11 protein-coding genes are annotated in these 17,578 nt (G+C 34.2%); 2 read left to right on the top strand and 9 right to left on the bottom strand.

Annotation, left to right across the window (positions count from 1 at the left end; all coding sequences use genetic code 11):
- Nucleotides 1-5: 5 nt before the first annotated feature.
- The 3 genes from ACE94K_RS17930 to ACE94K_RS17940 all read right to left on the bottom strand — a co-directional run bounded on the left by ACE94K_RS17930 (nucleotide 6) and on the right by ACE94K_RS17940 (nucleotide 3,448).
- A complete protein-coding gene (locus ACE94K_RS17930) occupies nucleotides 6-1,190 on the bottom strand; it encodes a Pycsar system effector family protein (protein ID WP_378175561.1) in 1,185 nt (394 codons plus the stop codon).
- Between the two features lie 44 nt (nucleotides 1,191-1,234).
- Complete coding sequence (locus tag ACE94K_RS17935) at nucleotides 1,235-1,813, bottom strand: hypothetical protein (protein WP_378175564.1); 579 nt, start codon at nucleotides 1,811-1,813, stop codon at nucleotides 1,235-1,237.
- 192 nt (nucleotides 1,814-2,005) lie between these two features.
- Nucleotides 2,006-3,448: a CotH kinase family protein gene (locus ACE94K_RS17940; protein WP_378175566.1), complete on the bottom strand. Its 1,443-nt coding sequence runs from the start codon at nucleotides 3,446-3,448 to the stop codon at nucleotides 2,006-2,008.
- Nucleotides 3,449-3,609: 161 nt separating this feature from the next.
- Between ACE94K_RS17940 and pafA the strand changes: the two genes are divergently transcribed.
- Together pafA and ACE94K_RS17950 are read left to right on the top strand one after the other, a co-directional pair.
- Nucleotides 3,610-5,253, top strand: coding sequence for an alkaline phosphatase PafA (gene pafA, locus ACE94K_RS17945; protein WP_378184312.1), 1,644 nt, complete (start codon nucleotides 3,610-3,612; stop codon nucleotides 5,251-5,253).
- A 14-nt stretch (nucleotides 5,254-5,267) separates the two neighbouring features.
- Nucleotides 5,268-6,161, top strand: coding sequence for a YihY/virulence factor BrkB family protein (locus ACE94K_RS17950; protein WP_378175569.1), 894 nt, complete (start codon nucleotides 5,268-5,270; stop codon nucleotides 6,159-6,161).
- A gap of 405 nt (nucleotides 6,162-6,566) precedes the next feature.
- Here the strand turns inward: ACE94K_RS17950 and ACE94K_RS17955 are convergent, their stop codons facing one another.
- From ACE94K_RS17955 to ACE94K_RS17980, 6 genes are all read right to left on the bottom strand, one after another.
- Entirely contained in the window at nucleotides 6,567-7,454 is an 888-nt protein-coding gene (locus ACE94K_RS17955) for a glycosyl hydrolase family 17 protein (RefSeq protein WP_378175572.1), read from the bottom strand.
- 26 nt (nucleotides 7,455-7,480) lie between these two features.
- On the bottom strand, nucleotides 7,481-8,917 hold the full coding sequence (locus tag ACE94K_RS17960) for an MFS transporter (protein ID WP_378175575.1): 1,437 nt from the start codon (nucleotides 8,915-8,917) through the stop codon (nucleotides 7,481-7,483).
- 10 nt (nucleotides 8,918-8,927) lie between these two features.
- Nucleotides 8,928-10,409, bottom strand: a complete 1,482-nt coding sequence (locus ACE94K_RS17965) for a glycoside hydrolase family 30 beta sandwich domain-containing protein (RefSeq protein ID WP_378175578.1) — start codon at nucleotides 10,407-10,409, stop codon at nucleotides 8,928-8,930.
- Between the two features lie 4 nt (nucleotides 10,410-10,413).
- Nucleotides 10,414-11,700, bottom strand: coding sequence for a glycosyl hydrolase family 17 protein (locus ACE94K_RS17970; protein WP_378175581.1), 1,287 nt, complete (start codon nucleotides 11,698-11,700; stop codon nucleotides 10,414-10,416).
- Between the two features lie 5 nt (nucleotides 11,701-11,705).
- A complete protein-coding gene (locus tag ACE94K_RS17975) occupies nucleotides 11,706-15,170 on the bottom strand; it encodes a hypothetical protein (protein WP_378175584.1) in 3,465 nt (1,154 codons plus the stop codon).
- An 86-nt stretch (nucleotides 15,171-15,256) separates the two neighbouring features.
- Entirely contained in the window at nucleotides 15,257-17,530 is a 2,274-nt protein-coding gene (locus ACE94K_RS17980) for a PKD domain-containing protein (protein ID WP_378175587.1), read from the bottom strand.
- Between the last annotated feature and the right edge of the window lie 48 nt (nucleotides 17,531-17,578).

Raw genomic sequence — 17,578 nt, forward strand, 5'->3', positions numbered from 1 at the left:
TTTTTTTAAATAGTTCCAAACGCAATAATAAATGCGATGACAGATAATATAATTCCTATAGTAAAAACTATATATGTAATTTTAAGTAATGCGTACTTTTTCTTTAAAACGACCCCTAAGAAATATAAATCTTGCGTTAGCATTTTATATACATAATCCTTGTCTTCTATTACTTTATCAATAGCCTCCTGATAACGATCATAAGGCATTTTGTAAAAATTTCCGAAAAACAACAGGTTTACCTTTCGGTTTTTGACCTGATCCCTGGTAAATTCACCACCTGTTACCTTTGGTTGCGTAGACATAATCGATAAAATAATTGCTGCCACACTGAATAATACTAAAATAAGACTTGGGATCATTAAATGTTTATTGCTGGGAGCGTCCAGTTTTGGGATAAGATTGGCCAAAGCTAGGGATATAATAATTGCATTAACAGACAATAGTATATTGGCTTTGGTATCTGCAATATCACTTAGTTTAATGTGATTTCTTAGTGTTACCCGATACAAAGTTTGAATTCCTCTTTCTGGACTTTCATTTTTATATTTTGCTTTTAATTTAGCCTTAAGATCTTCTTTCTGTCTTTTTTTCTTTCTCTTCTTGCCTTTTTTTATGATGCTTAATAAGTTCTTATTTTTTAATGGCTCCCAATTCTCAATCGCATATCTGGTGTAATACTTATGACCTTGAGTAAAAAGTTGTAAATTTTGTTCTCTCCATTCTACAGATGAATAATCCGATATCCCTTGCAAACTTAGCTCTTGTCGCAATAATTCATTTACTTCTTTGTAATAATCTTTTGCCAAATGAGAATTATCAGCGTCTTTCAAAATTTCTTCTAACTTGGTAGTTGGCTCCTGATCAAATTTTGTAGCCATAATACAGGCTACTATTTTTTCTTTTTTAACCGAATCAAATTCGTAATCAGCTATGAATTTTTTAAATACGGTTACGCTTTCTTCCTCGTGATTCTCTACTCCATTTACGTAACCAGCATCGTGGAACCAAGCAGCAATTATTAATACTTCTTTTTCCTCTTGTGGTACGTCAGAGTTTTCGCAAATTTCTACCACGCTCTCCACCACTCGCTGCGTGTGCAGAAAATTGTGGTATAAAAATGTTTTAGGTAACTCATTTTTAAATAAATCGAATATATAGTTTTCTGCTTTGTCGAGTATTGGTTCCATTCTGATGTGATAATTAGTTTAATCTAAGGTAAGAACAAAAAATACTAATTTTGTTCTTGTTCCTCCACTAATAATAATATTTCGTCTGGCGATAAATACAGCTGCCGGATTCGTTCTTTATACTTTTCTGATAATGAGCTATGGTTTAGGATAAATTTTTTGGTTTCAAGAATATAATCTTTCATTGAGTGAGTTACAGCATAGGTATCAGCTGCTCGTTCTGCTTCTCTAATATAACTTTCGGAAAGCCAATATTTCAATCCAAAAAAAACCAAGTTGATACTACTTCTATTCTGATAATCCATGATGTGACCTAACTCATGTCCAATCCAACCAATCAACACATTAGAAGGAACATCCTGAATTTTCAATTCTAATCCATCTATTTTAAAAGTTTTACTCATTAGAATTACATATTTTCTTTTGTCTTTAGGCTTAATAAGTGAAGTAAACTTAGGTTGGGCTTTCATAAATGATTTGCTCAAAGACGATTTGAACTTAAACTCTATACATACTTCTTTTAACTCCGGATAAAAAGATAAAGCTGTTGCTACTTCATTCGAAATTTTCTCCGGAATTATCTTGTTTTCTGTATTGGTGATTACGTTTTGTGAAAAAGTCATGTATATATTTAAAACCATGAGTACATGGCTATTAATTATTAACTTAATAAGTAATGAATTTTGCATTTTGTAATGAGCAAGATAATCATGAGTAGAAATAGTCGTTAATGCATATGAAATAAAGGATAACTCTTTTGATTAAATAGTTATAGAAGTAACTAATAATTGTGATCTACTTTATGTAAACTTATATTATTCGAGCTTCTTAAAATAAGCATCCAAGAAGATTAATCGCTTAGCCAACCAAGATTCTAGGTATTTGAAATGTTCAGACATAGATTGATCAGCCTGCCAAACCAATATCTCTCTCTCGTATAATTTATACTCATCAAAGTATAAATACCTCTTTCTCAGGTTATCAAATAATTGTTGATTGCTAAGTGCAGTTTCTCTAAGGCTAAACCAACGATCTTTTAAACGCTGACGATAATTATCCGGATTTACTTCTAGCAACCGATCAAACAAACCATTACTCAAAATATCGTCTGTGGTTGGAATTTTTTTACCATCCTGAATAGTTCCTAAAACACCATCTAAATCCCAAGGCACATTAAAATATGGTTCTTTTTTATTGTATCTGGCTACATAGAAATTCTTTCCCAAATTATCGGTCGCACGAATTAAGTTTACAAATAAAAAATAATCGATAGCATTATCCAGATAAAACTTTTTGGCAATTTTCTTTTTGAATGTTTCGTCTTTAGATTTAATAACAAACTTGGTAAACTTATAGATATCTTTCCAATGAGATTTATAATTTACAAAAGGATATTCCATCTCATATCCCGCCCAATGCGGAAAAATATTATTGTATTTTGGTACGCTTTTGTAAGAAGGAGCCCCCTCATAACTTGCCGCTTTAAACAACTCTCCATACACCATTTTTTTCTTGTATTTTTTAAGTTGGAGTAGCTTTCGATCTACTTGTTCGGTAAGTGCATATATTCCGACATAATTATCATCTATAAAAACTTCGGTGTACATCAAATCAATACCACTTTTAGCATTCTTCTCTTGATCTAAATACTTAGGCTGGTGAATGGACAACCATAGTTTATTACAGAAATAAGACCGTAAGCGAAGTGGTTCATTATATAACCCATCAAGAATCCAGTCATCATCATTCCTTAATTTTCCAAATTGCATATCTCTGGAAGTTTTATCTTTGGGATCATCCCAAAACTCCAGATCATAAGATTTTTTTGGAAATTTTAAGGAAATATTTCCTCGATATTCAATACCTGTTAATGCTGTTTTTATAGTATCCAGCTCAGCATAAGAAAAATTTGCAGCTACCTTAGGATCATCTTTTATCTGTTTTGAAGTTTTAATTTTTATTAATGGTAATTCTGTTAAGTAGAGCTTGAAGATTTCATTTTGATACTCCACCTGAAAACTTGTAGTGTAAGATAAATTATTTACTTCTTCCTTGAACGTTACAGATGAATCAAAAGAAACTTCTATGGTATTAAAATCTGCGTTTTCGTATTTTGAAATATCTGTATTCCAAACGATCAGTTTATGAGTTTTATCAATACCATAATACTCCTTTTCTACATTTATTGTATATATATTCTGCGACTGTACTTGAGTACAATACAAAAGAGTAAGCAAAATAAAAGCTTTTAATTTCATCTAAATTTTGGTATAAATAAGAGCGTTTTTTTCTATGTAAATATTGAAACAATTAAACCTAATTTTGAACGCTATTCCAATAAGTTTTATCTGTATCCATAAATTACTATTAAGTTAGCACCTTTTTGATTAATTTAAACGTTCTAATGAATTTTAATTTTATGTCCTATCGGTTCTTAACAATATTTTTGTTCACATTTGTATCAATAAATGCGCAGCAAAAAATGAAGAAACACCGTGCTAAGCTTCCGCCAAAACTGGTCATTAGCATAGTAGTTGATCAGATGCGATACGATTATCTGTCCAGATTTTATAATCAGTATAGTGAAGGTGGGTTCAAAAAACTGTTGGAGAAAGGATTTTCGTGTAACAATCATCATGTTGATTATGTCCCAACGACAACTGCTCCGGGGCACGCATCCATCTATACCGGTACCACTCCACGTTTTCACGGTATCATAGGAAACAGTTGGTATGATAGAAAGAAAAAAGAGAAAATTTATTGTGTATTTGATTCGAGTGTATCTCCGGTAGGAACCGGTAGTACGGATGGAAAAATGTCTCCTTCAAAACTGAAAGTTACTACCATTGGAGATCAAAATCGAATTGACACACAAATGAGAGGAAAATCAATTAGTGTTGCAATGAAAGAAAGAGGCGCTGTGTTATCGGGGGGACATACCGCAAACGCAGCCTATTGGTTTAGAGGAAAAAATCAGGGCAGTTGGATTTCATCTTCTTATTATTTGAAAAAATTGCCTAAATGGGTCATACAATTTAATGAATCTGATATTATTGAAAACTATTTTAATGAATGGAATACTTTTTATAATAAAAACTCTTACACAGAAAGCGGAGCTGATCAAACCGGTTTTGAAAGAGGTTTTAAAGGCAAAGACAAAGCCGATTTTCCTTATGATTTAAATACTTTAAAAGATTTTAATGGATTCTATGATATTATTAGACAAACTCCTTTTGGTAACAGTTTCACCATAGATTTTGGGATAGAAGCTGTTAAAGAAGAAAAACTTGGAAAAGATAATTTTACAGACTTTTTAATGATCAGTTTATCCAGTACTGATTATATTGGACATAATTTTGGTGTAAATTCTAAAGAAATCGAGGATACGTATATACGCCTTGACAAAGACCTGGAGCGTTTAATCAATAATTTGGATTCTTTAGTTGGCAAAAATGAGTATGTTTTATTCTTAACTGCAGACCACGGAGCAACGCACGTTCCTGATTTTCTGATTTCAAATAAAATTCCTGCTGGTTATTTTAAAGAAGCTACCGTACATTTAGGATTGAGAAATCATATTAGAAATATATACAAAAATGATAGTATTATTGAACACATATCCAATAATCAGGTTTTTTTGGATCATTCTGTTATTGAGAAAGATGCAATAAACGCTGAGCAGATAGAAAAAGACATCGTAAACTACCTTATTAAGGTAAAAGACGTTCACGAAGTATATACAAGATCGCAATTAGAAAATCTAGATTACCGATCCGGTATGGCGGCAAAAATTAAAAAAGGATTTAACTCTAAACGAAGCGGAGATGTTATTTATGTTTTAAATCCTGCAGTGGTTGCCTACTCAAAAACAGGTTCTACCCACGGAAGCGGATATACCTATGACACACACGTTCCTCTGTTATTTTACGGGAAGGGTATCAAACAAGGTAAAACTTATCAAAAAACCACTGTAACCGATATCGCACCTACCATTGCAAATTTATTAGGAATTTCTTTTCCGAATAGCACCACAGGTAATATTTTGTATCAGATAATAGACTAACCCATATTACACCTATGACTCAAAGTAATAATAAATTAAAATCCTTTCTAAAAACTCTGGTAACTACCTATAAAAACTGGAATGATAACGAGCCCTTTCAGATGAGTGCGGCAGTAAGCTATTATGCTTTATTTTCTTTTCCGGCGTTACTTATCATCATTATTCAGACAACAGGTTTATTTTATGAAAAACAAGAAGTGAAAGGAAAAATTATACGAGAAATAGGAGAAGTCCTTGGATCAGATGCCTCGAAAACAGTTGAGGCTATGCTTAAAAATGCTATTGATCAAGAGCAATCTACATTGGTCATCATTATCGGTATAATTACACTTTTATATGGTGCAACAGGAATGTTTATAGCGCTACAGAAATCTTTAAATACAATCTGGAAAGTCAAACCGAAACCTAAAAGTGAGATTCTTAAAATGATTAAAGACCGAATTTTTTCTTTAGGACTTATATTAATGATTGGATTTCTACTGTTAACATCTTTAGTGCTAACCGCATTAATTACCGCTACTACAGAATGGATAGGCCAACATTTTCCTGATTTTATTGTATCTGCTATAAAAGCTTTAAACTTCATTTTTTCATTAATTCTCACAACCGTTTTGTTTGCATTGATTTTCAAAATACTCCCGGATGTAAAAATAAGATGGAAAGACGTTTGGTTAGGTGCTTTTGTTACCACCGTTTTATTTAGTATCGGAAAATCTGCCTTAGGTATCTACTTTGGCACTGTAAATCCAGGGTCAACCTTTGGTGCCGCAGGATCTGTCATACTTATTTTGCTTTGGGTATCCTACTCTAGTCTTATCTTATTTTTTGGAGCAGAATTTACAAGGGTACTTGCATCGAAGTATGGTTCAGGAATACAACCTGCTTCTTACGCAGAAAGAATTTCGTAATTTCTGTATAAACACATAAAATAGGACTTAAATTTTAATTGTAATTAGATGGAATTGTAGTGAATCTTGCCCAAGAAGTAACTACGTTTTGTTCATATAGAGAATAATAAAAAGAGTATCCTGATCCTTAATTGAGATAAAAATCGACGAGTACTAGACAGGGTATTTTTTTCTTTTTGCGTATAATCATTCCGTGTTTTTTGTTTAACTCTTTGAGAAACTATTGCATTTTATGATTTTTAAAAGAATGGAAATTAAGAATTTAACGATTCCAGTAGCTTTTAGTAAAATTGATAGAAACACCTTTATTACATTCTTTTAAATCTAAAACTCTGAACAAATATTAAGTAGGTTATATCTATTTAAGCTTTTGGGGGTGTTGTTTACCACTTGTAATTAACCTATCTAGTATTTCAGTTGCTCTTTGGTATCCCAAATACCCCAATATGCTCCTACATCGCCTTCTGCTCCAACCTTCCAGGACTCATCAAAGGATGAAAAATAAAAGATATCAATATCATCTTCATCAGACCATTTTTGCGTATTGATAAAATACTTCATTGCATTTTCAAAAGACGGAAATGCACCTTCAAGGTTGGTACCTTCACTGGGCCATCCGGTTTCTGAGATGATTACTTTTTTTCCACTACCTGCGCGAAGTGCTCTTTGATACATATCTTTCATATATAGTAAAGAATAATCTAGATCACAACCTTCCCAGAATGGATAACAATTTGCCAATATAATATCGCACGCATCCGAAATCCTGGGATGGTCTACAAATTCATAATAAGCATCTACATAACCTACTGGAATCTCTTTTATATTTGATTTAGCGTGGTTTATGAAATCTAATAATTGCTGTTCGGTTAAATCTCCTCGATATAAGACTTCATTACCAACAGCTGCAATATCTACAATCCCCTCGTTACAAAGTTGAATAAGATTAGCCACCTCTTTCTGATTAATTTCATTATCATCGCCAAGCCAAGCTCCAACTAACGTTTTGATACCATATTCTTTAGCGATCCTTGGTATGAGTTCGTTTCCTTCAGTCGTAGAAAATGAGCGTACCCATTTTGTGTATGGTGCAATAATTTCTATTCGGCGTCTTATTTGCTCCTCTGACAATTGATCTCCTGGCTCCTGACCGTCTTCGTATGGACTAAAGCATAATCCGTGCATGCCTTTAGTCAAAAACTTTTTAAACAAAGCTTGTAAATTTGCTGTGTTCATCCCGGCATAATCCACGGATGCTAGTGCCAAATATTTTTCTATTCTATTTGATGACATAAAATGGATTTGATTAATTCATTATTTTAAAGTTCTCCTCGCCGTTCTACTAAAATCGCTTTAATCTCTCTAGCTCTATCTTCTGTTAGGCTATAATTCCACATTACCCAAATAGCCAAACCAGCAGTAATTGCGGGCAAGGCTATATCCGTTATTCTCATTCCGGTTAGCGCCTCTGCTGTTTGAACCGACGCGGTAGGATCATATCCTAAAATTTTTAAAATGATTCCAGAAAACACCAATGCAATACCCTGACCAACCTTTATCATCCACCAGTAAATAGCGCCAAAAGTGCCTTCCTTTCTTGGCATCCCATTCTCCAGCTCATCCAGATCACAAACATCGGCAGTCATAGACATCATCAACGTAAACAAACAACCCATACCAAAAGCCATTAATGGAATCGGTAAAAATATCATATAGTAATTTTCAGGATCAAATCCCCACCATTTTAAAATATACCCTACGATAGAAATCAAAGTTGCATAGATAAAGGCTTTTCGTTTTCCGTGTTTATTGGCCATCCAATTGATAATAGGAATTGCAACAAATGCAGTATATCCCGCGGTTACAGCAGGAAAAAGTGCTACCCACCATTTTGAAGCACCCCAGTCACCATTAAACATATAAAAATTAATAATGAACACTCCAAACTCTGCTACTATCTGAAAACCATTAAAAACCAAAAAGGTTGCTAGACATAATTTCACAAATGGTTTATTTTTAAGTACTATTCTTATTCCTTTGAATATTTTACCCATACTACTGAAGATACTTTTGAAAGTAATATCTTCTCGTCCTTCCATTTTACTGGCATCAATTCCGCGACAAAAAATAGCCGGTAAAATCCCTAACACAATGATTACAATTCCTGCAATTAATGCCACCTTACGAACTCCTTCAGGCTGAGAGATAAAAAGATTGTCATCTGGTATTAATACATATAAAAAGGGTACTAACATCCAAGCTACCTGACCAATGGTATTGGCAAAACTCATTAATCGAGTACGTTCATTGTAATCTGAGGTCATTTCATAACCTAATGCTATTAGGGGTGTCGAAAATATAGTGTTTCCAAAAATTAATAGAATGGATAAAATAAGAAGATACCAGAAGTTATACATTTCTGGATTTGTGTCATGAACTTGCCATAAAATGATAAATATGATACCGGAAAGAATAGCTCCTATAAATATGTAAGGTCTTCTTCTTCCATATTTTGAACTGGTATTATCTGAAATATATCCCATCACAGGATCTGTAATCGCATCAAATAATCTTGGAATACCAACTATAAGACCTGCTAAAACGGTATCCATCCCAAACCCATCCGCAGATTTCAGAATTACTACAAAAACACCTAAAATACCGGGGATTAAATTATTTATTAAATGTCCTGCTCCAAAGGCTGCTTTTTGAAGCACCGGGACTTTATCTCTTGCGGCTGTTTTCATATTTGACATAATCTTAATTTTAGTTAGCAAGCACTATTGTTTGAATAGCTTGCGCATTAATGGAAATATCTTTGGATTTTTCACCTAGCGTAAGTGAAAACTGTTTCATATCTTCTGCTGGGTTAAAAACAATCACTGCAATCGAGCCATCAGGGTTTTTAGCAGCAGTAACCATTATTTGTTCATCTGAATTTGCTACATCAATAATTTTCGCTTCCGGGCGAATATATTTACTAAAATGCGCCATGGTGTAATACAAAGGCGTAAAATAGACCTCATCCTTATCAGGATCTACTATCACCGGAGCCACACACCAATTCTTAAACCAGTTGGGGCCACCTTGTTTATCCAATACCATGTTCCAATCTATCCATCCATCTACCCAATTGTTCAAACACCCTATAATATCTCTGGCATAACGATATACTGGCACATATTTAGGGTGCAAATGTTTTTGTTCTTCGGGAGCCCAATCCCAACCCCAGTCCGTAGCTTCTTTGGACCAATACCAAATATCATCTTTCCATTTTGGAACTTCTGCATCAACACAAGCTTCAGTCTGTATCAAATACTTATTCGGAGCTTTTTTATGTGCGTATTGCAAAGCTTCCGGAAAATAGTCATAAGTGCTTTCATACCAATGAATTGCAGTACCATCATAATATTTAGAAGATGCATCATCTCTGTACATTACATCTACCCATTCTTTTAAACCTTCTCTATTTTGATCATATCCCAGAATTTTAATATTTCCTTTACCATCTTCCTCTAATTTTGGTCCTAAATAATTTTGTACAAAATCAGTCATTTCTTCTGGTGTAAAATGCATACTTTCCCAATTATCTCCATTGCCGTGAGGTTCATTTTCTACAGTAAAACCCCAAATGTCAATTCCGTACTTTTTATAAGCATCTACGTATTTAGAAAAAAACAACGCCCAGGTATCATAATATTCTGGCAGTAGTTTCCCGCCAACCCAATGTTTGTTGTCCTTCATCCAAGGTGGTGCCGTCCAGGGAGAGGCTAAAATTTTAAAGCCATCTTCTGATATTGCCAGAGCTTCTTTTATCATAGGTATCAAATCACCCAAGTCTTCTTTCACCGAAAAATCCTTTAGTTCTTTATCCTCATTAGGCGAATACGAATATTGATTGAGTGAGAAATCGCAAGAATTCATATGTGTCCTTGTCAGTGAATAATTAGCTCCTTCTCTTCCAAAATATGCCTTGATGATTTTGACACGATTTTCTTTGCCCAATCTATTAAGTAAATAGGCTGACGATTCGGTAAAAGCACCTCCAAATCCAGTAATGGTTTGATATGTTTTTTCAGGATTTAACTTTATTTCGGCTTTTGTTTCCAGATTTGAAAATACAGTAAGTTTAGTCAACTTATTACCACCTGACGAAGTTTCATAAACCTCAACTTTCAAACCTTGTTCGTTGGCACACGCTGTCATAATTAAAAAAATTATTGGTATGACATAAATTCTTTTTTTCATTTTTTTAAAATCCAACCAGCATCGCATCTTTAACTGCCGGTAATTCTACATCATCCATCAACTTACTTTTATCTCCATCATAAGTCTTAGTAATTGTATTACCTCCTCTGGTCAAACTGTTAAATACACCATTGTCTACCATCTCCCAAAGTGCGTATTTTGCGCTGCCATCTACAGTAATTAACCCAAAATGATTTTCTGAACCTTTCTGATTATGAGCATCTTTCCAAGGCTCGTCAAAGGCTTCGAAATAGAAACATGAAATCCCTTCTTTATTGGTCCACTCTCTGATATAGCTATAATACAAGGCTTCTTTATATTCATCTGTTGCCTTGGAACCTGTGGGTCCATAATGGCCATTAGAGACTGTGGCCCATCCTGTTTCACCTATATGGATTGGCTTTTTTACACCTAAACCTGTCACATAATCTGAAACTGCTTTATATTGGTTTTGGGCAAATTTTAGAGCTCTTTTCATGGCAGCTTTTATTTTTTCTTCTTTAGAAAGATTTACTTCTTCTGCATCTATACCCCAAAATTGAGGATTGTAATGTGTATTGTGATATGGATACGTATGCATTGATATATAGTCTACCGCTTTTATCAAATCCTCCAAGTCCTTACTATGATAACTTTCTTCACCTCCACCCCAAGAGGCAAAATCATCAGAAGAAGTAATCCATAAATCTTTAGAAAGTTTACCTTCTTTCTTTAAATTCTGTAGGTAATTCACCCATTTTAATATCACATTAGGTTGTACATAATAGCTGGTAGCCCAACGGATCATTGCTTCATTACCCACAGCGATGATTTTAACAATGTCTGGATATTGATTAGCCAACGCTACAGCACGTTGTATCTCGCTTTCGTTTTTTTCACTTTCTACTGTATGATCCGGTTCTAAATTGGTCCAAGCGTTCTTGCAATCAATCCAAGCGCCAAGCATTACATACATTTCAAAAGATGGATCTTCTTTCTTTAACTGTCGAATAGCTTTTAAAAGATTGGAAGCTTGAGCCAATTGAACATTATATGTTCTTAAAACCTTAATGTTCATTGCCTTCAGAATTTTCATGTCTTCTTTGAGTTGTTCGAGCGTAGGTTGAAATTCTCTGGATGTTTTACGATAACCTCCATAGGATATTGCCTGATAATCAGGGTTCCCTAAAATATCTTTTGCTATAATGCTTTTTGGGGATTGCATAGTAAGTTTTGTTTTCTTTTCTTGATTACAAGACAGCATAAGTACAGAAAATACAAGTAATAGTACTATGTTATGTCTTTGTTTCATCGACATTATTTTAAGATAGTTTTCTCAATATTAACTTTAATGCTTTCTACTTCACCTGTTCTTTTAAATAGTTTTTGGCTAATAGATACATCAAGATTTAGACCGTCATATGAGGTTATTAACCCGTTCTTATGAGTTATTTCGATACTATTCTCTCCTGATAATGTATATACCACAGGTACTTGGCAATAGGTAAAAGCCAATTCGTGTCTATATAATTGCAGTTGTTTATTATTTTGATGTACATCTACATAAGAAAAAATCTTTGGATCTTTTAAAAATTCTCCTATTCTTAAAAGACTTGGATAAAATTGTAATTCACCATCTTTAATGACGACACCTAATTCTCTTAATCGGCTTAAAATATCTTCTTTTACCTGCCCAGTCATACCCGGTTGCTGTGCTCCTTTTCCTGCAGGAGTATGTGAGTAAGGATCTGTTGGAAAAGCTCCATATAATTCTGGAGATTTATGCACACCTATTCCTTCATTTATTTCATAGTAGTGTTCCAGCAACTTTCCTATTATCTCATCTGACTCTTGATTGTCTATTGCTTTTACGCAACATTCTTGTACTGCAAGCAATAGTTTTGAAACCATATGCCAGTAAATAGAGCCTAATCCTTCGTAGCCATAAAAAGTTCCCGAACGTCCTGTAAAAGCTTTATGATTAAATACTTTTTCAAAAGTCTCCAAAACTAAACCTTTATATTTTTCTACTAATGTGTGATAACCTTTGGTTGACAGATTTTCTAATTCTCGTTTTACACTTTCTGCGTTATTAAAGCTTCCGTTAAAATGATAATTTCCATTTACATCCTTTTCGATAATTTGCGTATTGTTATCTGCCAGCAGCTGCGTTAAAAGTCTAGAGTTTTCCACATACTCTTTGGGGATAATATTTTTTTCTGTAAATTTTGGTAATTCCTTATTTGGGTACAGTAAATAACTGTATTGATCTGGTCTGAATAATGCACTATGCTTCATAGAATCTAACAGTTGCAAGCTATCCTTTGACGAAAGATATCCAGAACTTAAAACAGCTACTTGACCCTCCAGCATTTCATCTAAATAAGTAATAGAAACTTCTTTTTCATTTTCTACTGTCATTAAGTTGTATGCATGATACATATGATCATCGCGCCTATTGGCCTCTATTGAATGATTTAGATATTCTAATGTGATATCAATGAAAGACTTAAAGTCATAAACACTTAGTGCGCCTTTATTACCTGAAAAAGGGTTATTATATATTTTGAATCTATAATCGCTTCCGGCGACGCCCAAGCCATCCAGGATTTGTTTTCTCTGGACATTTGATAAACGACCGGATAACATTTCTTTATGATCTTGAAAAATATTCTTTATGCGGTCATAAAACTCTAAAAGCTCTGTAGATATTTCTATGTCTTTGTCTTCTGTTTTTTCAAGAACTGTTTTTAGAAATTTAAAGAAACGTCTTAGATAATAAAGAGTTACCATCGAAACTCCATTACCAACCAAAGCATTATTGGCATCATTCCATTCGGGGCGTTGTGTATTCAACCAAATTCCGGCTTCAGGAATAAAATTAGATAACTTAGCTAATGTTGTTGCTAGTATCTTTTCGATAAAATTTACCTGATGGATATTGTTGTTTATTTCTCTCAACAATGCTCCATCTGCACCGTATTCTTGTCGTTTTTGTCTGATCTCTTTGTCAAGATCGTAATCAAATATTATAGTATCTTTAGGATTGTCTAATAGCTCTTCATAAGATCTGATTTTATAAGGAACATTGGCGTATACAAACATATCCTTACGCAGAAATTTTTGTAGCCTTTCTGGATAATGATCTTGAAAAAATTCTAAAAACTTCAACAAGTAAATTATTTGGTGGTCTCCCCAATAACCGATGTACGACCAAGGATCGTGTTCCTCAATGATTTCCCAGTCTATACCTCCTTTTGTAACCCTATAAGGATTATACCCATCAAATGTACTCGCGTTCAAGAACTTATGTATCATACTTTCCACAAACTCGGGATACGCATGCGCTAATGCCTCCCAATTTTGAAAAATATCCCTCCAATTACCTTCGTAATCTAAAATCTTTGATCCATCAGACTCACTTTGTGTATTAATTGAAAATCTATTCCACGGACGACTAGGATCCCCATGACGTCTACTAAATTTAAGTGGCATATACTCTAAAGCAAGCCGTCTAAAATTTTTATCGTTATTTTGATGTGCAATTTCTTTAAGGTCGAAAAGAGTGAATGCCTCCGGAAAATCATCTAATAAGGATTTATTCCTATGATATACGTCCTTATTTGCCAATGCCAGGTATTTTTCAAAATCCCATTTTTCGATCGTATAATTGGCATCAAAAATACCCCCGCGCATAATATTGAACAAAGTATTCGAATAATGCCTACTGTTTCGTCTTTTATCCGCTGTTAGCTGAAGCCCATCTGAAGCTGACACCAATTTAATTAATTGTTGTGTGCCCAATTCTACGTTATCGCTAACTTTTTGAATCAAGTGATCTTGAGTTTTGATCATCTCAGATATTCCTATTACTTCAGAAGGTCCCTGATTTACATCAGCTACAATTATCCAATCTTTAGTTCTTCCTGCTGATAGAGAAATATTAGAATGTATGAAGTAAGCTCCTTTTTCAGCTTTAATATCTGTTTCCTTAGTAATATCATTCCCGTTTCTATAATTCTTCAATTGCAATGACGATAGAAGATATGTCGGATTTTCCAAACCTTTAGACCAAACTATATTTGCTTTTAAAGCTTCACTTGGCTCAGCACGGTCAACAATGATTGCGCTAAGTGCGTAAATACCAAGACCGCTGGATTCTATTAGCTCACTCCTTTTATATGCATCCACCAAATTACTTCGAATAGCCTGTAAATCTGTATGAACACCATAAGGAACAATATTCTGTATTCCATCTAATATCTCAATATCTATTGATTCCTTGCTGTTGTTTTGTAAGGTACTTTTTCTCACAAAACCATACGTATTGCTAGAACACCACATATATCTATAGGTCAATCCTAAATCGTGATTAGTTTCTTCAAATAAAATTTTATTGCCATAAGTGTTCTTATAGATATTTCTCGAATACTGATAAAATCCAGAATAACGTTCAGAAAATGGTTCCCAAATTAATAGCTCATTATCCTTTTTTATTCTAAAAATAGATTTGCTACCCGTAGTATCGTAGGACTCGGTTATCTTATCATCGGTATAATATGGAAAAATTGCATGATCAGCATCTTTTCTGCCAGCAGATAAACCACCATTACTTGATATGAACATCCAATGATTAGAATCGCTAACGATACTTATAAAAAAGGGACGCATCCTATCGTGATTAGCGATCATATAAAACATTTCATCATCCATAGTAACGTGCTTAAGTTTTACCTCTTTATCTCCTGTTCTTTTTTGCTTTATGATCAAATCATTTTTCATTATCAAATGAAAATTAAGTTATTAGGATGGAAGAATATTATGCTTCTCAACCTCTTGATATTTTAAATTCCTATGGCTATTCAATCTTAATTTGGAGTGATATTGAAATCATCTACATAAAAAGTAACGTCTGCAGGTGTCGTACCAGGGTCAACATTACCTGGTTTTACTACTAACATCGTATATACTGACTCATCAGACGCATTAGGGAATCCATTAACAGATAAGTCAAATGACATCTCTACCCATTCATTTGAGGTTGTTAGGGTTTGTGTATAAGGTGCAGGATTACCAATGGAACCATCATTGGGAATAGCTACAATCTCTAAACGAATTTCCTGGTTTGGCAATGTCGAATAAATCTTGAAGGTTATGGTAGCATTATTGATAAAGGAACCAGCCTCAAAAATATTTTGGAAACCACCAAAACCATCCGCGTCAGCTAACTTTGTAAATCGATACACTTTATCAGAAGTATTCATAACTCCTGTTACCGGATTATCCACAATTTCTCTTGATTGATTTGATCCAAAAGAAACATTAAACCCTTCGCAATTTTCAAAATCTACCGGGAAAGCAGCTACATCTGTTGTTGGCCCTCCTGTGCAACCTCCAGAACCACCTGAACCATACAACCTGAAATCATCTATATAATACGTCTCTGTTGTATTGGTATTTAGCTCAAAAAACAATATAATCTTATCATATTTACCACTTTCACCGTTTGCAAAATTAAAAGTCAATTCTTCCCAAGCGTTTGCTACACTGGTAACCGCTCCTATTTCTACGTTAATCGCATTGTTAGTTTTATCTTCAAGTTTTACTAAAACATTTGTGCCTGCATTAGGAGACCACACTTTTAGTTTAAACCCAGCATTAGTATTAAAATCAAATTTAGTATTAAAATCAATTTGATTATTAGCGAAAAGTGCCGCTCCCGACCTATCTATTTGGCCTACTTTACACGATTTATTTACTTCATTATCAAAATCTGGATTATCCACCCAAGATAAACCAGCGTCAAACGAACTTATGCTAGCGGTTGGATCTGTCTGGAATGTCAAATTGAAATCTGATGCGTCTAATGATTGACTAGTTTCTGGAGTACAAGGATCTGCAACAACCACAGAAATCTGCTCAATGTTATCTACATAAAAAGTTCCTGCGGCAGTACCTGGTCCATCTACAAAAATTACCATATCATTATACGAAGCGGGAGAATTGAGTATAAATGTTAACTCTTCCCAACCAGTACCTCCGTGATTTTGTGCATTCTCCACAGGTGCTTCGGTACCATCCTCAAATTTTAATAAAACCGGAAGCGCTTGATTCGAAAACAACTTCATTCTTACCCCTTTATCCATAGAAAAATCTATAGGAGTATCCAGATTAAAGAAAGCATTCTCCCAATTTGCGCCGACGTTGTTGATTTGTCCAACCTTAGTAGGTTCACTATTTATACCAGATAATTCTGGATTCTCTACTACGGTAAATGACACATTACCTACAATCTTGGTTGTATAATCAATCGCTTCGCAGTCAAAATCTATCGGAACTTCTAATAATGTTTCTTGGCATGGAATATCGTCGGAGTTAATTTGAGAAATATCATCTATGTAAAATGTTCCTGCTGTAGATCCTGGTCCATCGACGAACATTGTAAATCTCGAATACGCCGATGATGAATCAAATGTAAAGTATATTTCTTCCCAACCGGTTCCGCCGTGACTTGTAACAGTCTCTACATCTGCACCCGTCCCCTCTTCTAGTTTCAGCAAGATATCTATCGGAACATTTGACCAGAAAACCACCTTTACAGACTTGAGTACTGTTAGGTCCACTGGATCACCTAAATCAAAGAAAAAGCCTTCAAAGGGAGCTCCACTATTAGTGATTTGCCCTACCTTAGAAGTATTCGGATTTGCTGCGGTAGGATCTGGATTGTCTACAATAGTAAATGAAACTCCATTAAATGTGGTTACATCATAATTTACATTAGCATCGTCAAAGTTAATTGGAAATGTAACCGGAAGTGGAATGTTTATGAATATCTCATCCTGAAAAGTCCCTTCTGCCCCGGCAACATTTTTTGCTGTTAAGATGACCGTATAATTTCCTGTTGGATAAATTTTAGTTGGATTAATTTCGGTAGAAGTTGTTCCGTCTCCAAAATCCCAAGTATAGCTATCAGCATTTTCCGAAAGATTGATAAAAGATACAACGCCAGTATCCCCATTAATGGTTTGTGCAAAACTTGCAGTTACCTGTGGCAAGTTGGCATCATCGTCCTCGCACCCAAAAAAAGTAACAGCTACTATTAAAAGCCAAATTATCTTTGTATTTGTGATCAACTGTTTCATTTGTTCAAATTTTATTGTTTTTGTAGTCAAATGTAATTCGCCATTAAA

Origin of the sequence: Aquimarina besae (assembly GCF_042434905.1) — a bacterium.
Classification (GTDB): domain Bacteria; phylum Bacteroidota; class Bacteroidia; order Flavobacteriales; family Flavobacteriaceae; genus Aquimarina.